Below are 22,227 nucleotides of genomic sequence, written 5' to 3'. Positions count from 1 at the left end.
GTGACGTCGAGAAACATCGCTGTACGGATGGGCCAGGTCACCGCCGCCGCGGTCGTCGCCGGCGCGGTGGGCAGCGCCGCGCTGCTGGTCGGGGAGGCGGTGCTGGCCCGTCACCGCCGGTACGCCCAGCCGGAGCTGGGGCTGGCCGTACGGGTGGCGCTCGGTCCGGCCGGCGGCGCGCCGCTGCGGCTGGTGCTGCTCGGCGACTCGGTGACCCTCGGAGTGGGAGTGGACCGGGTGGCCGACACGGTCGGCGGCCAGTTGGCCCGGCTGCTCGCCGAGCACGAGGGCGGTTCGGCGGTCACCGGGCGCCGGGTCCTGCTCTCCAGCGTCGGTGTGGCCGGCTCCCGCTCACGGGACCTGGCCACCCAGGTCGCCCGGGCGTTGCTGGGCGAACGACCGGACGTCGCGGTCGTTCTGATCGGCACCAACGACGCGGCCGCACTGCGTCGGCCCGGCGAGTCGGCGGTTCATCTCGCCGCAGCGGTACGCCGGCTACGTGGCGCCGGGACGGAGGTGGTGGTCGGCACCTGCCCGGATCTCGGCGCCGCCCGGGCGATCGCGCCGCCGCTGCGTCAGCTCGCCGGGCTGCTCGGGCGGCGGACCGCCCGGGCCCAGGCCCGCGCCGGCCGGGACGCCGGCGCCAGGGTGGTCGACCTGGCCGGCGAGACCGGGGCGGTGTTCCGTGCCGACCCCAACACCTACTGCCATGACGGCTACCACCCGTCGGCCGACGGGTACCGGATCTGGGCGCACGCGCTGCTTCCGGCGGTACTCGCGGCGGCGAACACTGCCCCGCACCGCTGACCCACCGCGTACCACTAGACCGCACCGGCCTGGGCCGGGCGTCGGTCGACGGGGCCGTTGCCGGTGGCTCCGGTGGCGGGTCAGAGCGTATCGAGCCGGCCGGTGGGGATCAGGACGTTTCGAGCCGGCCGCGCAGCCGCCGCGCCGCAGCCGCCGCCGATTCCAGCGCCGCAGGATCGGGTGCCGCCCGGATCAGGTCGGCGGCGACCACCCGCAACTGGTCGGGCAGCGCGGTGTCCCGGCTCAGCCGGGGTACCTGCCGGCCGGGCCGCCCTTCGGCGGCCGCGCCCAAGTCGGCAAGGTACTGCACCAGGTCGTGGAACTCGTCCGCTCGGTGGCCGTCACCCGCCGCCCATCGGGGCTGTTCCCAGTGGGCCACCTGCCGGACCAGGAGGTCGACCAGGCGGGTCAGGTGCGCTGCGGCCACCGCCGCAGTCTAGTGCCGGCGACGACAGCCGCGCCGCGCCGACAGTACGGCGCGGCGCGGCGCGGCGCGGACGGGGACGGTCAGCGGACGGACGGTCAGTCGTCGCCCTGCAAGAAGCTGAGCAGGCGCAGGATCTCGATGTAGAGCCAGATCAGGCTGACCAGGATGCCGAACGCCGCGGTCCAGGAGTAGCGCTGCGGCAGGCCGAGCCGGACGCCCTCCTCGACCTCGTGGAAGCTCAACACGAAGCTCAGCGAGGCGACCACGATGCAGATGAGGCTGAAGATGATGGCGACCGGACCGCCACTACGCAGCCCGGTGTCGACGCCGAAGAGCGACAACACCAGGTTGATCATCATGACCGCGAAGACACCGACCATCGCGGCGATCAGGCCACGGGTGAACTTCGGGGTGGCCCGGATGACCTTCATCTTGTAGAGGGCGGCCATCAGGAAGAAGACGCCGAAGGTGGCTACCACCGCCTGCAGGACGATGCCCTGGTAGCCGGCGACCACCTCGAAGAACTTGCTGACCAGGCCGACGAAGACACCCTCGACGACGGCGTAGGTGACCACCAGCGCCGGGTTCGCGACCCGGGAGAACGAGATGACCAGCCCCAGTACCAGGCCGACGATCGCGGCGCCGATCCAGGCGCCGAACAGCAGCGAGTCGGGGACCAGGATCCAGGCCGCCGCCGCCGACAGCCCGGTGATGCCGAGCAGGGTGACGGTCTTGACGACGACGTCGTCGACCGTCATCGGCGCGACGGTGGGTGGCGCGGCCGGGTGACCGGCCTGCGACGGATATGGCTGCCCGGTGCCGGGCTGCCCGTAGGGACCGGCAGGGGCGTACCCGGTGGCCCGCTCCCGCTCGGCCGCCTGGCCGAGCCGAGCCAGGACCGGGTTGGATGTCTTCACTGTCCAGCCTCCCTCAGGGGGTTGTCACACGATGGTGTGAGGTCAAGGGTAGACGGCTCGATCGACGCTGTGCAGGACCGCCGGTCACGGGCGGACTCGGTCCGGTGGAACGGGCGGACTCCGGCCGGTGGCACCAGGCCTCGAAACGGCACCAGGTGACACCGAGGTACCCGGGGCGGGAATCGAACCCGCACGCTTTTCAGCAGCCGCTTTTAAGGCAGCCGTGTCTGCCATTCCACCACCCGGGCCGGCGGGTCGGCCGGGCTGCGCCCGGTCGGACCGATCGCCGACACGCCACGCGCTGGTACGCGACGGCAGATGTCACGGTAGCGGGTCGCGCCCAGCCGGACGCAGCCCGGCCGGCCCACGGCACTAGGGTGCGAACCGTGAGCCGCTCAGCAACCGCAGCGCAGGACACCGGCCCCGTTCCGCCCCGGCCCGGCGGACCCTCGACGGCTGGCTCCCGGTGGTCCCGGATCGCCGCGGCGGCTCGCGGACACCGGGTGGACGCCGTCGTGTGCCTGTTCTTCGTCCTGTTCGCCGGCGTGCTGACCCACCGGCTCTGGCCCGCACCCGGTGCCCACCTGCTGGCCTTCAACCCGGAGGACCAGACCCTGTACGAGTGGTTCCTGGCCAGCGACGCGCGGCTGCTGTTCGGCGACTTCGGCCTGCTCAGTGACCGGTTGAACGCCCCCGACGGGGTGAATCTGATGGCCAACACGACGGTCATCGCGCTCGGCTTCCTGATGGCCCCGGTCACCGTGCTCTTCGGCGCCCCGGTGAGCTTCGCGCTGCTGGTCGCCGGCAACCTGGCCGCCAGCGCGATCGCGTTCTACTTCCTGTTCTCCCGGCCCCTCGGCGCGCACCGGCTGGCCGCCGCGACCGGCGGCGCGTTCTGCGGGTTCGCCCCCGGGATGGTCTCGCAGAGCAACAGCCACCTGCACATGACCGCGCTGTGGCTGATCCCGGTCATGATGTGGCTGCTCCTCCGGATCATGCGGGCCGCCGACCCCACCGGCTCGACACCCGACGGGCGGATCCTCGGGCCGGCCGGCCGGCCCGACCGCCGCCGGATCGTCACCTCCGGCGGCTGGCTCGGGCTGGTCGTCGCGGTCCAGGTGTTCGTCGGCGAGGAGGTACTCTTCCTCACCGCGGTCACGCTGATCATCATGGCGGCGGCGTTCGCCGCGACCAGACCCCGGTACGCGTGGCGGATCCTGCCGAACTTCGTCGCCGGGATGCTGGTCGCCGTGGCCGTCGGCGTGGTGCTGCTCGGGTATCCGCTGTGGTTCCAGTTCGCCGGGCCGCAGAGCGTCTCCGACGGCGTGTTCGACCCGGCGTACTTCTCGGCCGATCTGGCCAGCTGGCCGGCGGTGTCCGAGCTGTCGGTGGCCGGTTCGGCGGCCGCCGCCGAGCTGACCACCGGACCGGCCGAGTACAACACTTTCCTCGGCTGGCCGCTGGTGCTGGTCACGGCCGCCGCCACCGGCTGGTTGATCCGGCGGCCGGTGGTCGTCGCCTGCGCCGCCGGGACGCTGCTGATGGCGGGGCTCTCACTCGGCCCACGGATCGTCGTCGACGGCGCCAAGTCCGACGTCCCGGGGCCGTACGCCCTGCTCGACGGGATGCCGGTGGTGGACGGGGCGCTGCCGATGCGGTTCGCCCTCGCGGTGATCCCGTTGATCGCCGTCATCCTGACCCTCGCCGTCGACCGGGCGTTGCGGCTCGGCCGGCGACCGGCCCGGCTGGCCGTCCCAGCCGTCGTCGCAGTGGCGCTGATCCCGGTCGTGCCGGCCCCGCTGCCGGCGATGGACCGCGACCCGTTGCCGGAGTTCATCGTCGGCGGTCACTGGCGGAGCTGCGTACCGTCCGGCGGCGTGCTGGTGCCGGTGCCGCCCGCCACCCCGCCGCAGCCGTGGCCGATGGCCTGGGCCACCGCGACCACGGTCGACTTCGGCATGCCGGAAGGGTTCTTCATCGGCCCGTACGCCCCGGGGGGCGACGCCTCGATGGGCACGTTCAAGCTGCCGACGTCGAAGATCCTCGCCGAGGTGGCCCGGACCGGCGAGGTGCCGGAGATCACCGACGAGGAACGCGCCCGGGCCCGTCGTGACCTGGCCCGTTGGGGTGCCGACTGCGTGGTGCTGGTGGACGACACCACGCACGCTGCCGAGCTGCGGCAGACCACCGAGGACCTGCTCGGGCCGGGCCAGCGGGTGGCCGACGCCTGGACCTGGCCGGTCAGCTGACCCGGGCCGGTGCGGCACCTGGCTGGTCGAGCTGCGGGGTCGCCCCGAGGAACTCCTCGCGCGGGTCGTGCAGCTGCCCGAGCGCCACCACCTCCCGCTTGAGCACCAGCGCGAGCGTCCAGTCGACGATCACCCGCACCTTGCGGTTCAGCGACGGGATCCGGCTCATGTGGTACGTACGGTGCATGAACCAGGCCGGCAGCCCGGTCATCTTGATCCCGTACACCTGGGCGACGCCCTTGTGCAGGCCGAGGCTGGCCACGCTGCCGGCGTGCTTGTGCCGGTACTCGACCGGCTGCTGCCCACGGACCACCGCCAGGATGTTGTCGGCCATCGTGCGGGCCTGGCGCACCGCGTGCTGGGCGCTCGGCGAGCAGTACGCCCCGGGCGGGCCGGTCAGGTCCGGCACCGCGGCGCAGTCACCGGCGCTCCACGCGCCGTCGACCGTCCGGTCGCCGTCGACGACCTGCAGCGTCGGCCGGCAGCTGATCCGCCGCCGCTCGTCGCGGGGCAGATCGGTGGCGTCGAGCATCGGCGACGGTTTGACCCCGGCGGTCCAGACGATCGTGTCGGCCGGGAAGCTGTCGCCGTCGGAGAGCCGCACCAGCCCGTCGACGCAGGACTCCAGCCGGGTGTCCAACCGGATGTCCATCCCCCGCTTGACCAGCTGCTGCACCGTGTAGGCGCCCATGTCCCGGTCGACCTCGGGCAGCACCCGCTGGGTCGCCTCGACAAGCACCCAGCGCATGTCCGTCGGCTTCAGCTCGGGGTAGTAGCGCAGCGCGTCCCGGGCCATGTCCTCCATCTCGGCCAGCGCCTCGATGCCGGCGTAGCCGCCGCCGACGAAGACGAACGTCAACGCGGTCCGGCGGACCTGCTCGTCGGCGGTCGCCGCTGCCACGTCGAGCCGTTCCAGGACGTGGTTGCGCAGGTAGATCGCCTCGCCGATGGTCTTGAACCCGATGCCGTGCTCACGCAGACCGGGGATCGGCAGGGTGCGGGACACCGAACCGGGAGCGACGATCACATGGTCGTAGCTGATCTCCCGGGGCGGGCCGACGATAGGTTGCACCTCGGCGACCTTGCGGGCGTGCTCGATCCTGGTCACCGCTCCGGCGATCACGTGGCAGCGGCGCAGCTCCCGGCGCAGCGGCACGACGGAGTGCCGGGGTGAGATGTTGCCCGCCGACGCCTCCGGCAGGAACGGCTGGTAGGTCATGTGCGGCTGCGGGTCGACCACGATCACCTCGACCTCGCCCCGACGCATCTTGCGGGACAGGCGCAGGGCGGCGTAGAGACCGACATGCCCGGCACCGACGACAAGGATCCGTTGCCTGTTCACGTACCCCATCTTCCTCCCGGTTGCCTCTTGACGCCGCCTCGAAAGCCAGATATGTGACCGAGCACGCCCGTGTGAGCCGCCGCACCTCCCGGCCGATCATGCCTCCGCCGGACGGTCAGCGGCGCCGGCCGATCATGCCTCCGCCGGCCGGTCAGCGGCGCCGGCCCAGGGCGGCGAGCAGGGCGACCGCGCCGACCGCCACCGCCAAGCCGGCCAGCACCGCGAGCAGGAAAGGCTGACCGGCGGTCCGGCCGGCGGCGGTGATCAGCAGCACCACCAGCACCGCCGAGGCGAGCAGCACCGCCGCCACCCGGGTCGACCAGCGCACCACGACCTCGGGGGCCAGCACCACGTCGTACGGCACGGCGGCGGCCAGCGCGGCGAGACTGTGGGTCAGGTACAGCAGCGCGCCGACCGCCAACAGCCGCCACAGCTGCACCGGGGTCCCGTACCCGGTGGTGGCGAGCACCCAGCCGCCGATCCCGACCAGGATCGTCACCGCCGGCGCGTGCCCGCGCGGCGCCAACGCCGGCAGCAGCGCGACGGCGAGCAGCGCCGGGCCGGCCCGGCCGAGGAAGACTTCGGCCGGGTACGCGAGCCCGAACGCGAGCAGCGCGGTGACCGCCACCACGCCCCGCAGCAGCACCGGCGCGAGGGTGACCCGGGTGAATCCGGTGCGCACCGCCGCCACCCGGTCCCGGATCGCGGTGATCATCGCAGTACCGCCTTCGGCGCCGACGCCAGCCGGGCCACGTCCCGCAGCACCTGGTCGAGGCTTCCAGCCCCGGCCCAGTTCACCACCGGTACGCCGTGTTCACGCAACTGTCCGACGGTGTTCTCCCGGTCCAGCCGCCACAGCCGGTACGCCACCTCGGTCCACTGGCCCTGCCGGGGCGGCGGCGCCACCGTGGTGGGCAGCGTGTCGACGGCGACGACGATCCGCCCCGAGCGGGCCATCCGGGCCAGCATCTCCGCCGAACGCGGGTCCACCAGTGGGGTCAGCACCACGACCAGCGCGTCCGAGGAGAGCAGTTGGGGGCCGAAGACCTGGTCGTACGGTTCGTACGGGGTGGGCCGCACCTCGACGTCGAGCAGCCACTCCAGGACCGTCAGGTACTGCCGGCGGCCGGTGGCCGGGCGGAGCCGGCGGGCCGTCGGCCCATACTCCAGCATCGACACCCGGTCACCGCGGTGCAGATAGTGTTCGGCGATCGCGGCCGCCGCCCGGACCGTGGTGTCCAGCACCGACGCACCGCCGGACACCCCACCGGAGCGGCCGACCTCGGTGAGGACGTCGAGCAGCAGCACCACCTCAGCGTCGCGGTCGGACAGGGTCGCGGCGACGTGCAGTTGTCGGGCCCGCAGCGACACCCGCCAGTCGATGCGGCGCAGCCGGTCGCCGGGGCCGAAGATGCGCACCCCGGCCAGTTCACCGCCCTCCCCCGGCCGGCGGGAGCGGTGCCCGCCGACCAGCCCGGCGGCGCGGGGCATCGCCTCGTCGGCGTTGAACGGGTCGATCACCGGGTAGACCGGCACCCGGACCGGTTCGGCGACCACCGGCCGGCAGGACAGCAGCCCGTCGCAGGAGATCGCCCGCGCGGCGACCGGTCCGACCGGCTGCCGGCCCCAGCGCAGCGCCACCCCGGACAGTTCGAAACCGGCCGCCGAGCCGGTCGGCACCGCCAGGCCGAACGGGCGGTCCGGCACTCCACCACTGGGACGGGGACGGGCCGCCGCCGCCAACCGTTCGAGTACCAGCAGTTGGCCACCACCGGCGGGCGGGTCGGTGGACGGGTCGCCCGGATCCGCGGCCCGTCCGCCACCGGAACGGCCGCCGTCGAGCGGAATCGGCGCCAGCACCCCGACCTCGTCGATGCGCAACCACGGCGACACCAGCGCGCGTACCACGACCAGGTCGTAGTCGGCGTCGGCCGGGTTGGCTGCGGCGGCCCGGGCACCGACCTGGCCGCCCTCGACGAGGTTGGCGTCGACCGCCCCGAGGTCCAGCACCGGCGCGGCGACCGGCCGACGGCGCAGCGCGTACGCGGTGCCCAGCGCGAACGGGGTGGCCAGGGCGACCAGGTCGACCCGGCCGAGGATCACCCCGGTGATCAGCAGCAGCCCGGTGATCAGCACCGCCCGGCCCAGCGCCCGGGTCGGTTGCCATTGCGTGGCGGTCATGACACGCCGCCGCCGGTCACGGTGCCGCGCGGCGGCCGGCCGCCGCGTTGCCCGGTGGGCCGAACCCGCCGCCGTAGCTGGGCAGCGCGCCGCTGGCCGGGGCCGGGGTCTGCGCCAGCACCTCGCCTACCACGAACGACGGATCCACCCGGCGCAGCCACATCTCCGGCCGCAGGGTGATCCGGTGTGCCAGTACGGGGGCGGCCACCTCCTTGACGTCCTCCGGCACGACGAAGTCCCGGCCGGCCAGCACCGCCTTGGCCCGGGCCAGCAGCAGCAGCGCCAGCGAACCCCGGGGCGACGCTCCGACCAGGACCGACGGATGTTCCCGGGTGGCCGCGGTGAGGGCCACGATGTACCGGCCGATGGAGTCCTCGACCACCACGTTCTCCAGCGCCGCCTGCATGGCCCGCAGCCCGGCGGCGTCAACCACGGCGGCCAGCTCGGTCTCCTCCTGGCGGCGGGAGATGCGCCGGCGCAGCACCTCCCACTCCTCCTCGTGGCTGGGGTAGCCGAACGACACCCGCAGCAGGAACCGGTCGAGTTGCGCCTCGGGCAGCGGGTAGGTTCCCTCGTACTCGATCGGGTTGGCGGTGGCCAGTACGTGGAACGGCGCCTCGAGCCGGTAGGTGACCCCCTCGACCGACACCTGCTTCTCCTGCATCGCCTCCAGCAGCGCCGACTGGGTCTTCGGCGGTGTCCGGTTGATCTCGTCGGCGAGCAGCAAATTGGTGAACAGTGGACCGGCCCGGAAAGTGAAGTCGGCGCTGCGCTGGTCGTAGAGGAACGAACCGGTGACGTCGGCCGGCAGCAGGTCGGGGGTGAACTGCAGCCGACGGAAGTCCAGCCCCAACGCCTGGGCGAACGACCGGGCGGTCAGCGTCTTACCCAGCCCGGGCAGATCCTCCAGCAGCACGTGCCCGCCGGCGAGGATGCCGGCGAGGACCAGCTCCAGCGCGTCCCGCTTGCCGACCAGCACGGTGCCGACCGAGTCCAGTACGGCGTGCGCGAGCCGGCTGACCTCGGTGGTCGGGGCTGCCACCACGTCGTTCATATTTTCTCCAATTGGCTGACGAACACCGCGCAGTCCTTGGCCGACGGCTTGCGCCGGGCCGGGGTGTTCAGGAAGTTCCACAGTTCGTCCCCGCAGATATCCCGGGCCCGTTGTGGGTCGGTGGCCCGGGTCAGCCCGTACCGGTGCCGTAGCCGCTCGTCGACCAGCTCGCCGAGCACCGGCAGGGTCACCTCGGCGAACCGGCCCGCGTCGCCCTGACCGGCCCGCAGCCGGCGTTCCCACCGGCCGACCGCCTCCCGCAGGCCGTCCTCGCTGCCGAAGACGTAGCTGCCGTCCTCCGGGTCGGAGCCGACCCGGCGCAGCTTGACCGGGGGCGGGGCGGCGACCGACCGGACGGTGCGGCGCAGCACCACCAGCGCGAGGCAGCCGGCGAAGACCGCCTCGACCGGCACCGTCAGGCCGAACAGCCGCAGCCCGAGCAGGACGGCAGCGGTGCCGGCGGCGGCCAGCGCCAGCGCCGTCAGCCAGGACCGGACCCGGCCGGGCGCGCGACGCTCGCGGGGCGGCGCCTCCTCGTCGTGGTAGAGCAGGTCGTCGATGCTGGTCTGCGGGTCACTCACCGGCCGGCCCGCCTTCGCCTTCGCCGGGGCCGACTGCGGCGGTCAGCTCGGTACGCAGCCGGCGCAGCGCCCACCGCGCCTGCTCCCGGGTCCGTTCGTCGACGTCGTGCCGGGCGTAGCGGGCCTCGCGGTAGACGCCCGCGAACGCCGACAGCACCTCGGCGCTGATCTCGTGCCCGGCGAGCAGCCGGGTGACCAGGTCGGTCGAGGTGTCGCCGATCTGGCGCGGGGTGCCGGCCGCGGCGGCGGCCTGCTCCAGCCGTACCCAGCAGGCGATCACCGCCCGGCGCGGGTCGGCGTCGGCGGCGGAGAGCTCGACCAGTCCGGCGTCGACGGCGGCGACCACCTCGGCCGTGCTGGCCGGGCCGGGCCCTGCGGTGCTCCGCCGGCGGATGCCGACCGGGATCGACCGGGGTCGGCGGCGCACCACGTCACGCAGCAGGGTCCACAGCAGCAGGCCGGCGACGACCAGCACGGCGAGGCCGCACAGCGCCCCGGCGAGCAGCGGAACCCAGGACGGAAGCTGCTGCTGGTCGGCGGCGGCGAAGTCGTCCGGCGGCGGCTGGTACGTCGGTGCCGTCTGCGGCTGCTGGTAGTCCGGCAGCGCGGGGATGTCCCGTTCGACGGTGGCGTCGGTGCGGCCGACCGGCAGGGTGGAGTTCGCCGCCGCGACCGCGGTCAGCGCGAGCAGTACGGCGACGGCGGCGAGTGGCCACAGCCTGCGGATAGCCGCGGAATCCATTGCCGGCGGGTGCCCCCTCGAGTCCTCCAGTGGTCGTCTCGGCCCGATCAAATCCGCCCCGCCAGGCGATTCACCTCGGTGAACACCTCGTCGAGCATGGCGGGAGTGAGCCGTCCAGTGAACGTGTTCTGCTGGCTGACGTGGTAGCAGCCCAGCACGTCGGGCACCGCCCCGCCGCCCGACCAGTGTGCCCCATGGCCGAACACCGGCCTGGGTGTGGGCGGTCGTCGCCCGTACACCCGGCTCATCGCCGGCCACCACGCGGCCCAGGCGAACGCGCCGAGCGCGACCACCACCCGCAGCGTCGGTCTCAGCAGGGCGATCTCCCGGTGCAGCCAGGGCGCACAGGTGTCCCGCTCGGCCGGGGTGGGCCGGTTCGCCGGCGGGGCGCAGCGGACGGCGGCCACCACCCGGGTGTCCGACAGCCGCAGACCGTCATCGACGGCGACGCTGGTCGGCTGGTTGGCCAGCCCGGCGCGGTGCAGGGCGGCGAACAGCACGTCGCCGGAGCGGTCGCCGGTGAAGACCCGACCGGTGCGGTTGCCGCCGTGCGCCGCCGGCGCCAGCCCGAGGATCGCGATCCGGGCGTCCGGCGGCCCGAAGCCGGGGACCGGACGGCCCCAGTAGGTCTGGTCACGAAACGCCGCGCGCTTCGTCGCGGCGACCTCTTCCCGCCAGGCCACCAGGTTCGGGCAGGCCCGGCAGCCGGCTATCGCGTGGTCCAGTGCCGGCAGGTCCGGCACCCGCGCCGCCACGCTGGTCACGTCGGCCGCGCTGGTCACGTCGGCTGCGGTACCGGTCACCACGGCTCCTTCCGACGTCGGTCGGCCAGCGGACGACGCACCGCGAGACCGAGACCGGCCGGCCGTGGCGTCAGCCGAGTCGGGTCCGGAACATCTCCAAGGTCCGCGCCCAGGCACGCGTCGACGCGTCGTCGTCGTACGACTCCGGCCGGTCGTCATTGAAGAACGCGTGCCGGGTGCCAGGGTAGTCGTAGACCACGCAACCCCCGCCGGCCGCCTCGATGTAGCCCTTGGCCTGCTGGATCCCGTCGGCGGCGGAGGTGCCGTCCTGCTCCGAGCAGTGGATCATCGCCGACTTGCCGGCGTAGCCCGCCCAGTCGGGACGCATCCGCTCCCACGGCAGCGCCGGATAGAACCCGGCGGTGGCGACGATCCGCCCGGTCAGCGTGGCCGACCAGAGCGCCAGGCTGCCGCCAGCGCAGAAGCCGACCGTACCGACGGTGTCGCCCGCCGACTCGGCCCGGCCGGCGAGGTACTCGGCGGCGCCGGCGATGTCCTTGGCCGCCTGGTCCATCGCCAGGCCCATCAGCAGCCGGCGGGCGTCGTCCGGCTCGGTCGCCTGTACGCCGTGGTAGAGGTCGGGAGCGAGGGCCACGAACCCCGCCTCGGCTAGCCGGTCGGCGACCGCGGTGATGTGCGGCACCAGCCCCCACCATTCCTGGATCACGATGACCGCAGGTGCGGCGCCCGCCGCGCCGCCCTCCCCGGGTGCCGGTGGCAGGGCCAGGTATCCCTCGCTGGTCCCGCCGTTGCTGCGGTAGCTCACCATCTCGCCCATGGGGGTCCTCCTGTCGGTCAGTCATCGTTGGCTGGCGCGCAGTGGGGCACGTGTCCGGGTAGCCTGACACGCGCCGTGGGGCCGGGGAAGGCGCGCGGAGGGTGGCGTACGCCTCTTGGTGAGCTGCGGTACGTCTGCCGGTCACCGCAAGCTCAGGCAGATCCCGTCCAGGATGTCGTGCTCGCTGGCCACCACCGACGACACGTCGGCGCGTTCCATGACGATCCGCAGCACCAGGGCGCCGGCGGCGATCACGTCGGCCCGGCCCGGGTGCATCACCGGGATCCGCAGCCGCTGCCCGACCGGCATGGCCAGCAGGTCGGCGGTCACCTCGGCCACCTGGTCGTAGCTGATCCGGGCGTGGTGCAGCCGGTCCGCCCGGTAGCTGTCCAGCCGCAGCGCGATCCCGGCCACCGTGGTCACCGACCCGGCGAGCCCGACCAGCGTCGGCGGCGGGCCGGACCGGTCCGGCCCCATCACCACCGACAGCGCCCGGTCGACCGCCACCGCGATGTCGCGTTCGGCGGCGGCGATCTGGGCGGCGGTCGGCGGATCGGCACGCAGGTGCCGCTCGGTCATCCGTACGCAGCCGACGTCCACCGACACCGCCCGGTGCACCGTGTCGGTGCCGACGACGAACTCGCTCGACCCGCCGCCGATGTCCACCACCAGGTACGGTGCCGGCGCGGTGGCGGCCAGCCCACCGACCGCCCCGGCGAAGGTGAGCCGGGCCTCCTCGTCGCCGGTCACCACCTCCGGGGTCACTCCGAGGGTGGCCTGCACCATCGCCACGAACTCGTCGGCGTTGTCGGCGTCGCGGCTGGCCGAGGTGGCGCACATCCGCACCCGCTCGACGCCGTGCGCGGCCAGCTCGGCGGCGTACCCGGTGAGAGCCTGCCGGGTCCGTTCGATGGCCGCCGGGGCGAGCCGGCGGGTCCGGTCGACGCCTTCCCCGAGCCGGACGATCTCCATCCGACGGACCACGTCGGTCAGCGGCGCGGCGGCCGACCCGGCCGGCGAGCCGGCTCCCGTGACCGAGCCGGCTCCCGTGACCGAGCCGGTCCCGGATTCTGCCAGCTGCTGCGGGTCCGGCAGGTCCGCGATCAGCAACCGGACCGCGTTGGTGCCACAGTCGATGCCCGCCACCCGCGTCGCCACACCGGACACCGTACCGGGTACGCAGCCGCTGCCGGGCCGGCGGCCGACGCCGTCGGGCGCGGGTGCGGTGCACGTCAGCGCAGGTGCAGCAGCAGTCAGCGCAGGTGCAGCAGCATCCGGGTGTTGCCGAGCGTGTTCGGCTTGACCCGCTCCAACCCGAGGAACTCGGCGACGCCCTCGTCGTACGAACGCAGCAGCTGCTCGTAGACCTGGGCCGGCACCGGGGCCCCGTCGATCTCGACGAAGCCAAAGCTGGCGAAGAACCTGGTCTCGAAGGTGAGCACGAACACCCGGGCCACGCCCAGTTGACGGGCGACGGCGACCAGCTCCGTCACGATCCGGTGCCCGATCCGCCGGCCCCGGCACTGCGGGTCGACCGCGACGGTACGGATCTCCGCCAGGTCCTCCCACATCACGTGCAGCGCGCCGCAGCCGACGATCGCCCCGTCCGCCGACCGCTCGGCGACCCAGAACTCCTGGACGTCCTCGAACAGCGTGACCGTGGCCTTGCTGAGCAGCCGACGGTCCGGGCTGTACAGGTCGATCAGCCGGCGGATGCCCCGTACGTCGCGGGTCCGGGCCCGCCGGACGACCAGGCCGGCGTCGGATCCGGGATCCGTCACGCCGGTCACCTAGTCCGACTCCGGCGGCGGTACGCAGGGGCCGCCGGCCCACCAGGGGCCGATCAGCTCCCGCACCCGGTCGCCGATCGGGTTGACGCCGGGGCCGACGGCGAGCGCGTGACCCAGGTGGACGTGCAGGCACTTGACCCGGCCCGGCATGCCGCCGGCCGACACTCCGGCGATCTCCGGGACGTGGCCGATCGCCTCCCGCCGGGCGAGGTAGTCCTCGTGCGCCGCCCGGTAGTCGGCGGCGAACTCGGGATCCTCGGCCAGCTCGGCGGCGTACTCACGCATCAGTCCAGCTGATTCGAGCCGACTGCAGGCCGATGTCGCCCGGGGGCAGGTGAGATAGAACAGGGTCGGGAACGGCGTGCCGTCGGCGAGCCGGGGCACCGTCTCGACCACGTCGGGCAGTTGACACGGACAGCGGTGGGCGACCGCCCGGGTGCCGCGCGGCGGCCGGCCGAGCTGCGCGGCGACCGCCGCGAGATCGCGTTCGTCGGCTGCTTCACTCACCGATTCGTTCACCGATTCGCTCACCGAGAAATGCCCTCCGCGTCGGCGGCCTGCACGCTCGACCAGAGCGTGTCGTACCACGGGCCGGCCGGGCCGTCGCGCTCACCGGCCGGCTCGACCGGCTCGCCCGAGTCGCGGGCGGCACCGTCCGGATCGTGCAGCACCAGCAGCGGGACCTCACCCGGGTAGACCATGTAGAACCGCCGCTTCGCCTCGATCCGGATGAAGTCCGGGTCCTGCCAGCGCTCGGCCTGCGCGTTGAGCTCGGCGATCCGTTCGCGCTGGGCCTGCTGGGCCTGCTCGATGCGGGCGATGTCGGACTGCTGGGCCAGGTAGACCCGCACCGGATAGGTGTACGCCAGCGCCAGGGCGACCAGCACCACCAGCAGCACGGTCGCCCGGCCGGTGAACCGGTTGGGCTGCGGCGCGGTGGTCCGCTTGACCGGGCCGCCGGGCACCCGGCGGCCGGCAGCCGGGCGGCTGGCCGGGCGACCCGGGTCACCGGAGCGGCCCGCAGCGGGGCGGGGCACGCCGGAGCGCGGCGCAGCGACCCGGTCGGCACCCGCCGACCGGGTCGCTCTGCCGCGCTGGTCGGCCCGGGAGCCGCCGTCGGAACCGGTGTCGCGGCCGGCGAGCCGCAGTGGCCCGCGCGAGCCGGACCGGCCGGGCTGTCCCGGCCGGCGGGCCGGGCCCTGACCACTCGGTGTGCGCCGTTGCGGCACCGTCGTCACACCCCTCCCCGGGCGGTTGGCTGTACGGGACCGGTCGGGTGCGCAGGCGGCTGGTCGAACCGTCGGCGCGCCGGGACCGGTCGGACCGGACCCGGTCACCAGGACCGGGCCGGTCGAACCGGCGGGACGCTAGGCGGAACGGTACCTCGGGAACGCGCCGGCCCCGGCGTAGCGCGCCGCGTCGGCCAGCTCCTCCTCGATCCGCAGCAGCTGGTTGTACTTGGCCACCCGCTCGGAGCGGGCCGGTGCGCCGGTCTTGATCTGGCCGCAGCCGGTGGCTACCGCCAGGTCGGCGATCGTGGTGTCCTCGGTCTCACCGGACCGGTGGCTCATCATGCAGCGGAAGTTGCTGCGGTGGGCCAGCTCGACCGCGTCGAACGTCTCGGTCAGCGAGCCGATCTGGTTGACCTTGACCAGAACGGCGTTCGCCGCCTGCTCGGCGATGCCCCGGGCGATCCGCTCCGGGTTGGTGACGAACAGATCGTCGCCGACGATCTGAATCCGGTCGCCGAGCGCGGCGGTCATCGCCGACCAGCCAGCCCAGTCGTCCTCGCCCAGCGGGTCCTCGATGGACACGATCGGGTACTCGCCGACCAGCTTGGTGTAGTAGGCGACCATCTCGTCGGAGGTCTTGCCGGAGCCTTCGAAGACGTACGCGCCGTCGCGGTAGAACTCGGTGGCGGCGACGTCGAGCGCCAGCACGATGTCGGTGCCGAGCTGGTAGCCGGCGGCGCCGACCGCCTCGGCGATCAGGTCCAGCGCGGCGGCGTTGGTGGGCAGGTCCGGGGCGAAGCCACCCTCGTCACCGAGGCCGGTGGCCAGGCCCTTCTTCTTCAGCACCGACTTGAGCTTGTGGTAGACCTCGGCACCGCAGCGCAACGCCTCCCGGAAGGTCGGCGCGCCGATCGGGGCGATCATGAACTCCTGCACGTCGACGTTGGAGTCGGCGTGTGCGCCGCCGTTGAGGATGTTCATCATCGGCACCGGCAGCAGGTGGGCGTTCGGCCCGCCGAGGTACCGGAAGAGGCTCAGCTCGGCGCTGTTCGCGGCGGCCTTCGCGACCGCCAGGGAAACGCCGAGAATGGCGTTCGCGCCCAGCCCGGACTTGTCCGCGGTGCCGTCCAGATCCAGCATCTTCTGGTCGATCAGCCGCTGCTCGCTCGCCTCGAAACCGACCAGCTGGTCGACGATGCGCTCCTCGATGTTGGCCACCGCCTGCTCGACGCCCTTGCCGGAGTAGCGGTCCGCGTCGCCGTCACGCAGCTCGATCGCCTCGAAGGCCCCGGTGGACGCGCCGGACGGCACCGCAGCGCGGGCGATGGTGCCGTCGTCAAGCCCGATTTCGACCTCGACGGTCGGATTGCCGCGCGAATCGAGAATCTCCCTGGCGACGATTCCCTCGATGGTAGCCACTGTGTCGCTCCTCGTGATCAAGTCCCGCAAGGCCGCGACGGTGCGGCCGACCGTTCCGGTGGCAGCGTATCGGGCGACGGTGACGCTGCGGGCGCTGGCTTCCGAAACGCGGGATGTACGCGTCGGGAACCACCCGGATCCGGCATCGATCTCATTTACTGACATTGATGGCAATCGGTTTGCGGTGGGTGGACAGGATCGGTCACCCTGTCACCATGCGTGCAACGGAGAACCGGTTCCGCCGCGCCGCAGCGGCCACCGCCGCCGGCACGCTGCTGCTGGTCGCCGGCTGCCAGACCATCGCCGACGCCGGCCAGACCATCGAGCCGGCCGACCTGGTCAACGAGCTGGCCGCCCGACTCGACGGGGCCAGGGCATTGACCTACTCGGCCGAGTACCAGCTGGTCGGCGGGGCCAGTGCCAGCATCGTGCAGGCGCAGACCCCGCAACGTACGGCGTACGTCTACCCGGGCGGCAAGCTGATCGTCACCGACGAGACCACCACCGAGTGTGACACCGACGACTCCCCGCCGGTCTGCACCCTGACCAGCGGGCCGTCCCCGTCCGCCCAACCAGATCCGGAGCTGTTCACCGACGCCAACGCCGGAGGCCTGGTCACCCCACCGGTGGTGATCACGCTACTCAACGCCACCGCGCTGGATCCGGCGGCCGTGGTGAGCCAGAACGACACCACGATCGCCGGCCGACACGCCACCTGTGTGCAGGTCAGCCAGGTGCAGGGGGCGGCGGCGTCCCGGTTCGACGTGTGTGTCACCACCGAAGGCGCGCTGGGCAGCTTCACCGGGGTGGTCGATGGACAGACCGTCGAATTCGCGATAAGCCGGTACAGTGACACTGCCGACGAGACCGCCTTCACGCTCCCCCACGGAGCACGGTCCGTCGACCGTCGACCCGGCCCCGCGTAACGGGCCGTCCGTGGCCGATCCGCCCCCGCCCAGCGACCCGGCCCCGCCCAGCGACCCGGCCCCGCCCGGCAGATTCGTTCCCGACGCCCGGGTGGGCCGAGGCGCCGACCCGGCCGATCCGTGCCTGGTGGTGGCCGGCCGCCGACTGCTGGTCGGCGCCGACGGCGGACTACCGTCGGTGGCCGATCTACCGGCCAGCACCGAGTGGGTGCCGCTGGGCAGCCTGGACGGCACCCGGGTGTGGGCAGCCGGCCTGCCCGCCGTCGACGACCAGCTCGGCGGCTGGCGGAGCTGGCCGGCGATGGCCGGTGAGCTGGGTGAGCCACTCGCCGCGCTCGCCGGACGCGCCCTGCAGGTGATCACCTGGCGGCGTACCCACCGGTTCTGCGGAGCCTGCGCCACCGAGCTGGCCGAGGTGCCCGGCGAGCATGCCCGCCGCTGCCCCGGCTGCGACCTGTACGTACCGATGCAGCTCTCCCCCGCCGTGCTGGCCGCGATCACCCGCAGCCCCGGACCCGACGGTGACGAGTTGCTGCTGGTCCGGCACACCTACGGGCCGACCGCTGTCTGGGCCCTGGTCGCCGGATTCGTCGAGGCCGGCGAGACGCTGGAGGAGGCGGTGCACCGCGAGGTCGCCGAGGAGGTCGGTCTCGACGTGCACGAGGTGGACTACTTCGGCAGCCAGCCGTGGGCGATGTCCGGCCCCGGCGTGGTGCTCGCCGGTTTCACCGCCCGCGCCGGGCCGGACGCCGAACCGGTCGTCGACGGCCGGGAGATCGCCGAGGCCCGGTGGTTCGCCCTGGACGACCTGCCGGCCGAGCTGCCGGCAACGTACTCGATCTCCCGCTGGCTGATCGAACACCAGCGCGCCGGCAGGTCAGACCGGCAGTAGCGCCGGCAGGTGCCGCGGCGGCGGCGAGCCGTGCGCCAGCATCGCGTCGTGCCACTGCCGCGCCGGTACGCCGGCCGGCCGCGCCGCCGCCACCTGCGCCACCTCGGCGTACCCCACGAAGTACGTGGACAGCTGGGTGGAGGTCAGCAACGCCCGACGCCACTTGCCGGCCGCTTCGCCCTCCTCCTGGAAGCCGCGGCCGGTCATCAACGCCATCGCCTCGGCCTGCGGCAGCTCCGCGCAGTGCGTCAACTGGTCCAGGATCGCGTTGATGGTCATCCGCAGCTGCATCTTCAACTGCTGCAGCCGCACCGGCAGGCCACCGAACCCGGCGTCGACCATCATCTCCTCGGCGTACACCGCCCAGCCCTCGACGAACGGCCCGGACCGGCCGACCGCCCGCACCCGGGTGGTGCCGAGGAACCGGCGGGCGTGCGCCAACTGCAGGAAGTGCCCCGGCATCGCCTCGTGCACGGTCAGGTTACGCACCATGTGGTCGTTGTACTCGCGGTAGAACGACTCGACCCGCTCGGCGGGCCAATCCGTCGGCGTCGGCGCGATGCAGTAGAACGTCGGCACGTCGGCTCGCTCCAGCACCCCGGGCGGGTCGCAGTAGGCCACCGCGACGCCCCGGGCGAACTCCGGCATCTCCTGGATCACGCACCGGTCGTCCACCATCGACACCAGATCGTGGGCGGCGACGAACTCGGTGGTCTCCCGCATCGCGGTCTGTGCCAGCGACACGATGGACGAGTCGTCCGGATGCTCGGCGGCCAGCCGGGCCAACGCGGTGCGTACCGTGTCGTCGGTGGCCGGCCCACCGGTCAGCTCGGCCGCCGCCGCCCGGATCTCGCCGGTTACCCGCTCCAGATTCGCCCAGGCCCGGTCCAGCACGTCGGCGGCGGTCAGCTCGGTGTCCAGGGTGTGCCACAGCTGCGCCTCCCACAGCCGCCGGCCCAGCCGTGGGTCCCGCCGGTCGACGTCGCGCTCCAGGCTGTCGCGCAGCCAGCCGGCGAACTCGTCCAACGCGAACGCCGCCTCGGCCGCCAGCGGCTCGACCTTGTCCCGCAGCCCCGGCTCCTCGGCCAGCAGCCCCGGCACCTGGTCGCGGACCAGCGCGGCGGTGCCGGCGAACTGGCCGGCGGCGGTCTCGGCGTGGATCGCCGGCACGCCGCGCAGCGTCTCGCGGGCGGTAGCCAGCATGTCCGGTACGGCGCCGAGCCGCCCGGCCAGGCTGGTCAGCCGCTGCGCGGCCGGCGCGAACGGGCGGGCGATCAGCCCGTGCAGCAGCGGCCCCGGGTTGTAGACCAGCGGATTCCACTCCCGGGCACGCACCTCGGTCAGCTCGAACAGCCGCCGATCGACGATCGCCGACAGGATCGCGTGATCCACCTGCTCCTGGGTGGACAATGCGTCCGCGTCGACCTCGGCGAGCGCGTTGGTGGCGTCCAGCAGCATCGTCGCGGTGGCGGCGACGCCGTCGACCGACAGGTCCGGCAACCGGTCGTCGTGGCGGTGGTCACCGGCCGACGACGCCAGGGCCGGATCGCTGGCCAGCAGCGCGTCGATGATGCGTTCAGCCAGAGGTACGAACGACGCCATGCCACCGACCCTAGGCCATCCCACCGACGCTATGCGTCGAGCAACCCGGCGAGTGTCCGGACCGCCGATTCCAGTTCGTCGGGTGAATGCGCGGCGTAGCCGAGCACCAGGCCGGGCCGACCCGCCGGCGGTGACGGTCCGAGCCGGGCCGCAGACAGCGGTACCGGCCCCAGCCCGACCCGTGTAGCGGCCGCGGCCAGCGCCGTGTCGTCGACCCCGGCCGGCAGCTCCAGCACCAGATGCAGGCCGGCCGCAACACCGGAGACCCGGGCCTGCGGCAGATGCCGACGGATGGCACCGATCAGGGCGTCCCGCCGTCGCCGGTGCACCAGCCGGGAGCGACGCAGCTGCCGGTCGTACCCGCCGCAGGCCAACAGCTCGGCGAAGGCGAGCTGTTCCAGGACCGGTCCGCCGAGGTCGGCCGCCGCCTTCTCGGCCAGCACCGACTGCCGAAGATCCGGCGGTACGCCGAGCCAGCCCAGCCGCATCCCCGGTGCCAGGGCCTTGCTGACCGAGCCGACGTAGGCCACCAGGTCCGGTGCCAGCCCTTGCAGGCAGCCGACCGGATCCCGGTCGTAGCGGAACTCGGCGTCGTAGTCGTCCTCGACGATCAACCGGCCGGTACGCCGAGCCCAGTCGAGCAGCTCGTGGCGGCGGCGCGGGGCCAGCACCACCCCGGTCGGAAACTGGTGCGCCGGGGTGACCAGCACCGCGTGCGCGTCACTCGCCGCGAGCGCGCCGACGTCGAGACCGTCGGCGTCGACCAGCACCGGCACCAGCCGCAGCCCGTGCGCCGTCAGGTGCCCACGGATGCCAGGGCTGCCCGGATCCTCAATACCGACCGTGGTCGCGCCGTGCTGTCGCAGCACGGCGGCGAGCAAGCCGAACGCCTGTGCGGCGCCGGTGGTGACGAACAGTTCATCCGGGTCGAGCCGGGCGGCCCGAACCCGGCCGAGGTAGCCGGCCAGTTCGGTGCGTAGCCGTGGCGCCCCGCGCGGGTCGCCGTAGTCGAGGTCGGCGTCGCGGGCGGTGCGCAGCGCCCGCTCGTACGCCCGGCGCCACTCGGCGCGCGGAAACATCGCCAGATCCGGTACGCCCGGCCGCAGCACCGTCGCCCGGGCCCCGGTTCCCGCCGGTCCGTGCAGTGGTCCTCGCGGCGGGTCCGGCGGGGTGTACTGAGCTGCCGGGCGCGGCGGGGTCGCGGCGACCGTGGTGCCGGCACCCCGTCGGGCCAGCAGCCAGCCCTCGGCGGACAACTGCTCGTACGCCTCGACGACGACCCCCCGGGAGACCATCAGCTCGGCGGCCAGGTTGCGGGTGGACGGCAGTCGGGTGCCGGCGGCGAGCCGGCCATCGCCGATCGCCGATCGCAGCGCACCGGTCAGCTGGTCAGTGAGCCCTGCCCGGGTCCGGTCCAGCTCGACCAGCACCTCCCACATCCGAATTGGTCCTTTCAGTGGAGTAGAAATTGGCACTTAAGACTGGACCACCACGCGCCTAGCGTCAACCGACGTGAATCCCGTTGGAGTGCTGCTCTGCACCGCAGCCATGATCGTGCTCGGCAACTCGGTCTCAATCAGCCGACTGGTCCTGAACTACCCGACCCTGACCGGCCAGACCCTGCGGTACGCCGTTGCCACCGTGCTGCTGGCCGCGCTGGTTCGCTACGCGCCCCGGCTCGGTGGCGGCCCCCGCCCGGCAGGTCACCGTCGGCTGCGCCGGCGGGACTGGACCCTGCTCGCCGCACTGGCCGCCACCGGCCTGGTCGCGTTCAACATCTGCGTGCTGGCCGCGCTGCGGCACGCCGACCCCGCCACCGTCGGCACCATAGTCGGCGCCGCCCCGCTCGCCCTGGCGCTACTCGGCCCGCTGCTGCGCGGCTGCCGCCCGGCAGCCCGGCTGGTGCTTGCCGCCGGCATCGTGGTCGTCGGTACGGCGACCGTCCACGGCACCGGCACCGCCGATGCCGTCGGGCTGACCGCCTGCGCGGGGGCGCTCGCCGGCGAGGTGGCGTTCTCACTGCTCGCCGCCGCCCTGCTGGACCGGCTCGGGGCGGTACGGGTCTCCGCGTACAGCTGCGGGTTGGCGGTGCCAATGTTCGCGCTGGCCGCGCTCGTCGCCGGAGAGGCGACCCGCTGGCGGCTACCGACGGCGGCCGAGACGGCGGCGTTCGGCTACCTGGCGGTGATGCTGACCGTGGTGGCGTTCCTGGCTTGGTTCACCGGGCTGCGCCGGCTCGGAGTGGAACGTGCCGGCATGTTCATCGGTGTGCTGCCGATCGCCACCCTCGTCTCGGCCGCTCTGCTCGATCGGGAACCACCGTCGGCCGGGCAGAGCGTCGGCGTACTGATCGTCGCGGCCGGCCTCGCCATCGGGCTGGGTCGAGTTCTGCCGGCCCGGCAGCCCTCGCGCCAGATAGTCGACGCCGCGCCGGTCGAGCCAGAGCACCAGCAGGGCGTGCGGTGCGGTTAGCCCGGCCAACACC

At 73.4% G+C, this 22,227-nt stretch carries 22 protein-coding genes and 1 tRNA gene; 5 read left to right on the top strand and 18 right to left on the bottom strand.

The window, feature by feature from the left end; translation table 11 throughout:
• Entirely contained in the window at positions 1 to 807 is an 807-nt protein-coding gene (locus ACN27J_RS25575; protein WP_421370118.1) for an SGNH/GDSL hydrolase family protein, read from the top strand.
• Between the two features lie 109 nt (positions 808 to 916).
• On the opposite strand, the gene ACN27J_RS25570 is transcribed toward ACN27J_RS25575, so the two are convergent.
• The 3 genes from ACN27J_RS25570 to ACN27J_RS25560 all read right to left on the bottom strand — a co-directional run bounded on the left by ACN27J_RS25570 (position 917) and on the right by ACN27J_RS25560 (position 2,399).
• Positions 917 to 1,234 (bottom strand): hypothetical protein, encoded by a 318-nt coding sequence (locus ACN27J_RS25570; RefSeq protein WP_421370116.1) that lies wholly within the window; start codon positions 1,232 to 1,234, stop codon positions 917 to 919.
• Positions 1,235 to 1,329: 95 nt separating this feature from the next.
• Positions 1,330 to 2,151, bottom strand: a complete 822-nt coding sequence (locus ACN27J_RS25565; RefSeq protein ID WP_421370114.1) for a Bax inhibitor-1/YccA family protein — start codon at positions 2,149 to 2,151, stop codon at positions 1,330 to 1,332.
• A gap of 167 nt (positions 2,152 to 2,318) precedes the next feature.
• A tRNA-Leu gene (locus ACN27J_RS25560) sits at positions 2,319 to 2,399 on the bottom strand.
• Positions 2,400 to 2,537: 138 nt separating this feature from the next.
• Between ACN27J_RS25560 and ACN27J_RS25555 the strand changes: the two genes are divergently transcribed.
• The gene (locus ACN27J_RS25555; RefSeq protein WP_421370113.1) at positions 2,538 to 4,400 is read left to right on the top strand and encodes a hypothetical protein; all 1,863 of its coding nucleotides are present in this window, start codon (positions 2,538 to 2,540) and stop codon (positions 4,398 to 4,400) included.
• Here ACN27J_RS25555 and ACN27J_RS25550 read toward each other — a convergent pair.
• From ACN27J_RS25550 to eno, 13 genes are all read right to left on the bottom strand, one after another.
• Positions 4,393 to 5,742 carry an NAD(P)/FAD-dependent oxidoreductase gene (locus tag ACN27J_RS25550; protein ID WP_278173887.1) on the bottom strand — a complete coding sequence of 450 codons (1,350 nt, stop codon included), beginning with the start codon at positions 5,740 to 5,742 and terminating at the stop codon, positions 4,393 to 4,395. The two genes, ACN27J_RS25555 and ACN27J_RS25550, sit on opposite strands and share 8 nt — an antisense overlap.
• Positions 5,743 to 5,893: 151 nt before the next feature.
• Positions 5,894 to 6,457, bottom strand: a complete 564-nt coding sequence (locus ACN27J_RS25545) for a hypothetical protein (protein WP_421370111.1) — start codon at positions 6,455 to 6,457, stop codon at positions 5,894 to 5,896.
• Complete coding sequence (locus ACN27J_RS25540; protein WP_421370109.1) at positions 6,454 to 7,923, bottom strand: DUF58 domain-containing protein; 1,470 nt, start codon at positions 7,921 to 7,923, stop codon at positions 6,454 to 6,456. Before ACN27J_RS25540 ends, ACN27J_RS25545 begins: the two co-directional genes overlap by 4 nt.
• 16 nt (positions 7,924 to 7,939) lie before the next feature.
• Positions 7,940 to 8,977 (bottom strand): AAA family ATPase, encoded by a 1,038-nt coding sequence (locus ACN27J_RS25535; RefSeq protein ID WP_278173884.1) that lies wholly within the window; start codon positions 8,975 to 8,977, stop codon positions 7,940 to 7,942.
• Positions 8,974 to 9,558 (bottom strand): hypothetical protein, encoded by a 585-nt coding sequence (locus ACN27J_RS25530; RefSeq protein WP_421370107.1) that lies wholly within the window; start codon positions 9,556 to 9,558, stop codon positions 8,974 to 8,976. The genes ACN27J_RS25535 and ACN27J_RS25530 overlap by 4 nt, the downstream gene beginning before the upstream one ends.
• Positions 9,551 to 10,300, bottom strand: a complete 750-nt coding sequence (locus ACN27J_RS25525) for a DUF4129 domain-containing protein (protein ID WP_421370106.1) — start codon at positions 10,298 to 10,300, stop codon at positions 9,551 to 9,553. The genes ACN27J_RS25530 and ACN27J_RS25525 overlap by 8 nt, the downstream gene beginning before the upstream one ends.
• A gap of 47 nt (positions 10,301 to 10,347) precedes the next feature.
• Entirely contained in the window at positions 10,348 to 11,103 is a 756-nt protein-coding gene (locus ACN27J_RS25520; RefSeq protein ID WP_421370104.1) for a uracil-DNA glycosylase, read from the bottom strand.
• 70 nt (positions 11,104 to 11,173) lie between these two features.
• Positions 11,174 to 11,881 carry a dienelactone hydrolase family protein gene (locus ACN27J_RS25515; RefSeq protein ID WP_278173881.1) on the bottom strand — a complete coding sequence of 236 codons (708 nt, stop codon included), beginning with the start codon at positions 11,879 to 11,881 and terminating at the stop codon, positions 11,174 to 11,176.
• Between the two features lie 141 nt (positions 11,882 to 12,022).
• Positions 12,023 to 13,027, bottom strand: a complete 1,005-nt coding sequence (locus ACN27J_RS25510; RefSeq protein WP_421372466.1) for an exopolyphosphatase — start codon at positions 13,025 to 13,027, stop codon at positions 12,023 to 12,025.
• A gap of 107 nt (positions 13,028 to 13,134) precedes the next feature.
• Entirely contained in the window at positions 13,135 to 13,662 is a 528-nt protein-coding gene (locus ACN27J_RS25505) for an amino-acid N-acetyltransferase (RefSeq protein ID WP_421370102.1), read from the bottom strand.
• Between the two features lie 9 nt (positions 13,663 to 13,671).
• The gene (locus ACN27J_RS25500) at positions 13,672 to 14,178 is read right to left on the bottom strand and encodes a DUF501 domain-containing protein (protein WP_421370100.1); all 507 of its coding nucleotides are present in this window, start codon (positions 14,176 to 14,178) and stop codon (positions 13,672 to 13,674) included.
• A 20-nt stretch (positions 14,179 to 14,198) separates the two neighbouring features.
• Positions 14,199 to 14,900: a septum formation initiator family protein gene (locus tag ACN27J_RS25495; RefSeq protein WP_421372463.1), complete on the bottom strand. Its 702-nt coding sequence runs from the start codon at positions 14,898 to 14,900 to the stop codon at positions 14,199 to 14,201.
• 138 nt (positions 14,901 to 15,038) lie between these two features.
• Positions 15,039 to 16,322 (bottom strand): phosphopyruvate hydratase, encoded by a 1,284-nt coding sequence (eno, locus tag ACN27J_RS25490; RefSeq protein ID WP_421370098.1) that lies wholly within the window; start codon positions 16,320 to 16,322, stop codon positions 15,039 to 15,041.
• Between the two features lie 215 nt (positions 16,323 to 16,537).
• Here eno and ACN27J_RS25485 point away from each other — a divergent pair, with 215 nt between their 5' ends.
• Together ACN27J_RS25485 and nudC are read left to right on the top strand one after the other, a co-directional pair.
• The gene (locus ACN27J_RS25485) at positions 16,538 to 17,248 is read left to right on the top strand and encodes a hypothetical protein (RefSeq protein WP_421370096.1); all 711 of its coding nucleotides are present in this window, start codon (positions 16,538 to 16,540) and stop codon (positions 17,246 to 17,248) included.
• Positions 17,249 to 17,258: 10 nt separating this feature from the next.
• A complete protein-coding gene (nudC, locus tag ACN27J_RS25480; RefSeq protein WP_421370094.1) occupies positions 17,259 to 18,140 on the top strand; it encodes an NAD(+) diphosphatase in 882 nt (293 codons plus the stop codon).
• On the opposite strand, the gene ACN27J_RS25475 is transcribed toward nudC, so the two are convergent.
• Both ACN27J_RS25475 and ACN27J_RS25470 read right to left on the bottom strand, forming a co-directional pair.
• Positions 18,126 to 19,742 (bottom strand): DUF885 domain-containing protein, encoded by a 1,617-nt coding sequence (locus ACN27J_RS25475; protein ID WP_421370092.1) that lies wholly within the window; start codon positions 19,740 to 19,742, stop codon positions 18,126 to 18,128. The genes nudC and ACN27J_RS25475 overlap by 15 nt on opposite strands.
• 29 nt (positions 19,743 to 19,771) lie before the next feature.
• Positions 19,772 to 21,181 (bottom strand): PLP-dependent aminotransferase family protein, encoded by a 1,410-nt coding sequence (locus ACN27J_RS25470; protein ID WP_421370091.1) that lies wholly within the window; start codon positions 21,179 to 21,181, stop codon positions 19,772 to 19,774.
• Positions 21,182 to 21,254: 73 nt separating this feature from the next.
• Here ACN27J_RS25470 and ACN27J_RS25465 point away from each other — a divergent pair, with 73 nt between their 5' ends.
• Positions 21,255 to 22,214 carry a DMT family transporter gene (locus ACN27J_RS25465; protein WP_421370089.1) on the top strand — a complete coding sequence of 320 codons (960 nt, stop codon included), beginning with the start codon at positions 21,255 to 21,257 and terminating at the stop codon, positions 22,212 to 22,214.
• Positions 22,215 to 22,227 lie beyond the last annotated feature (13 nt).

Source organism: Solwaraspora sp. WMMB762 (assembly GCF_049179115.1).
In the GTDB taxonomy this organism is placed as follows: Bacteria; Actinomycetota; Actinomycetes; order Mycobacteriales; family Micromonosporaceae; genus Micromonospora_E.
This window is presented reverse-complemented; position numbering and strand designations above follow the sequence as displayed.

Excerpts from the sequence above, each read along its gene's own strand:
- ACN27J_RS25470 (WP_421370091.1), bottom strand. The coding sequence starts at position 21,181 with ATGTGGGAGGTGCTGGTCGAGCTGGACCGGACCCGGGCAGGGCTCACT.
- ACN27J_RS25515 (WP_278173881.1), bottom strand. The coding sequence starts at position 11,881 with ATGGGCGAGATGGTGAGCTACCGCAGCAACGGCGGGACCAGCGAGGGA.
- ACN27J_RS25545 (WP_421370111.1), bottom strand. The coding sequence starts at position 6,457 with ATGATCACCGCGATCCGGGACCGGGTGGCGGCGGTGCGCACCGGATTC.
- ACN27J_RS25525 (WP_421370106.1), bottom strand. The coding sequence starts at position 10,300 with ATGGATTCCGCGGCTATCCGCAGGCTGTGGCCACTCGCCGCCGTCGCC.
- ACN27J_RS25485 (WP_421370096.1), top strand. The coding sequence starts at position 16,538 with ATGCGTGCAACGGAGAACCGGTTCCGCCGCGCCGCAGCGGCCACCGCC.
- ACN27J_RS25540 (WP_421370109.1), bottom strand. The coding sequence starts at position 7,923 with ATGACCGCCACGCAATGGCAACCGACCCGGGCGCTGGGCCGGGCGGTG.
- ACN27J_RS25475 (WP_421370092.1), bottom strand. The coding sequence starts at position 19,742 with ATGGCGTCGTTCGTACCTCTGGCTGAACGCATCATCGACGCGCTGCTG.
- ACN27J_RS25535 (WP_278173884.1), bottom strand. The coding sequence starts at position 8,977 with ATGAACGACGTGGTGGCAGCCCCGACCACCGAGGTCAGCCGGCTCGCG.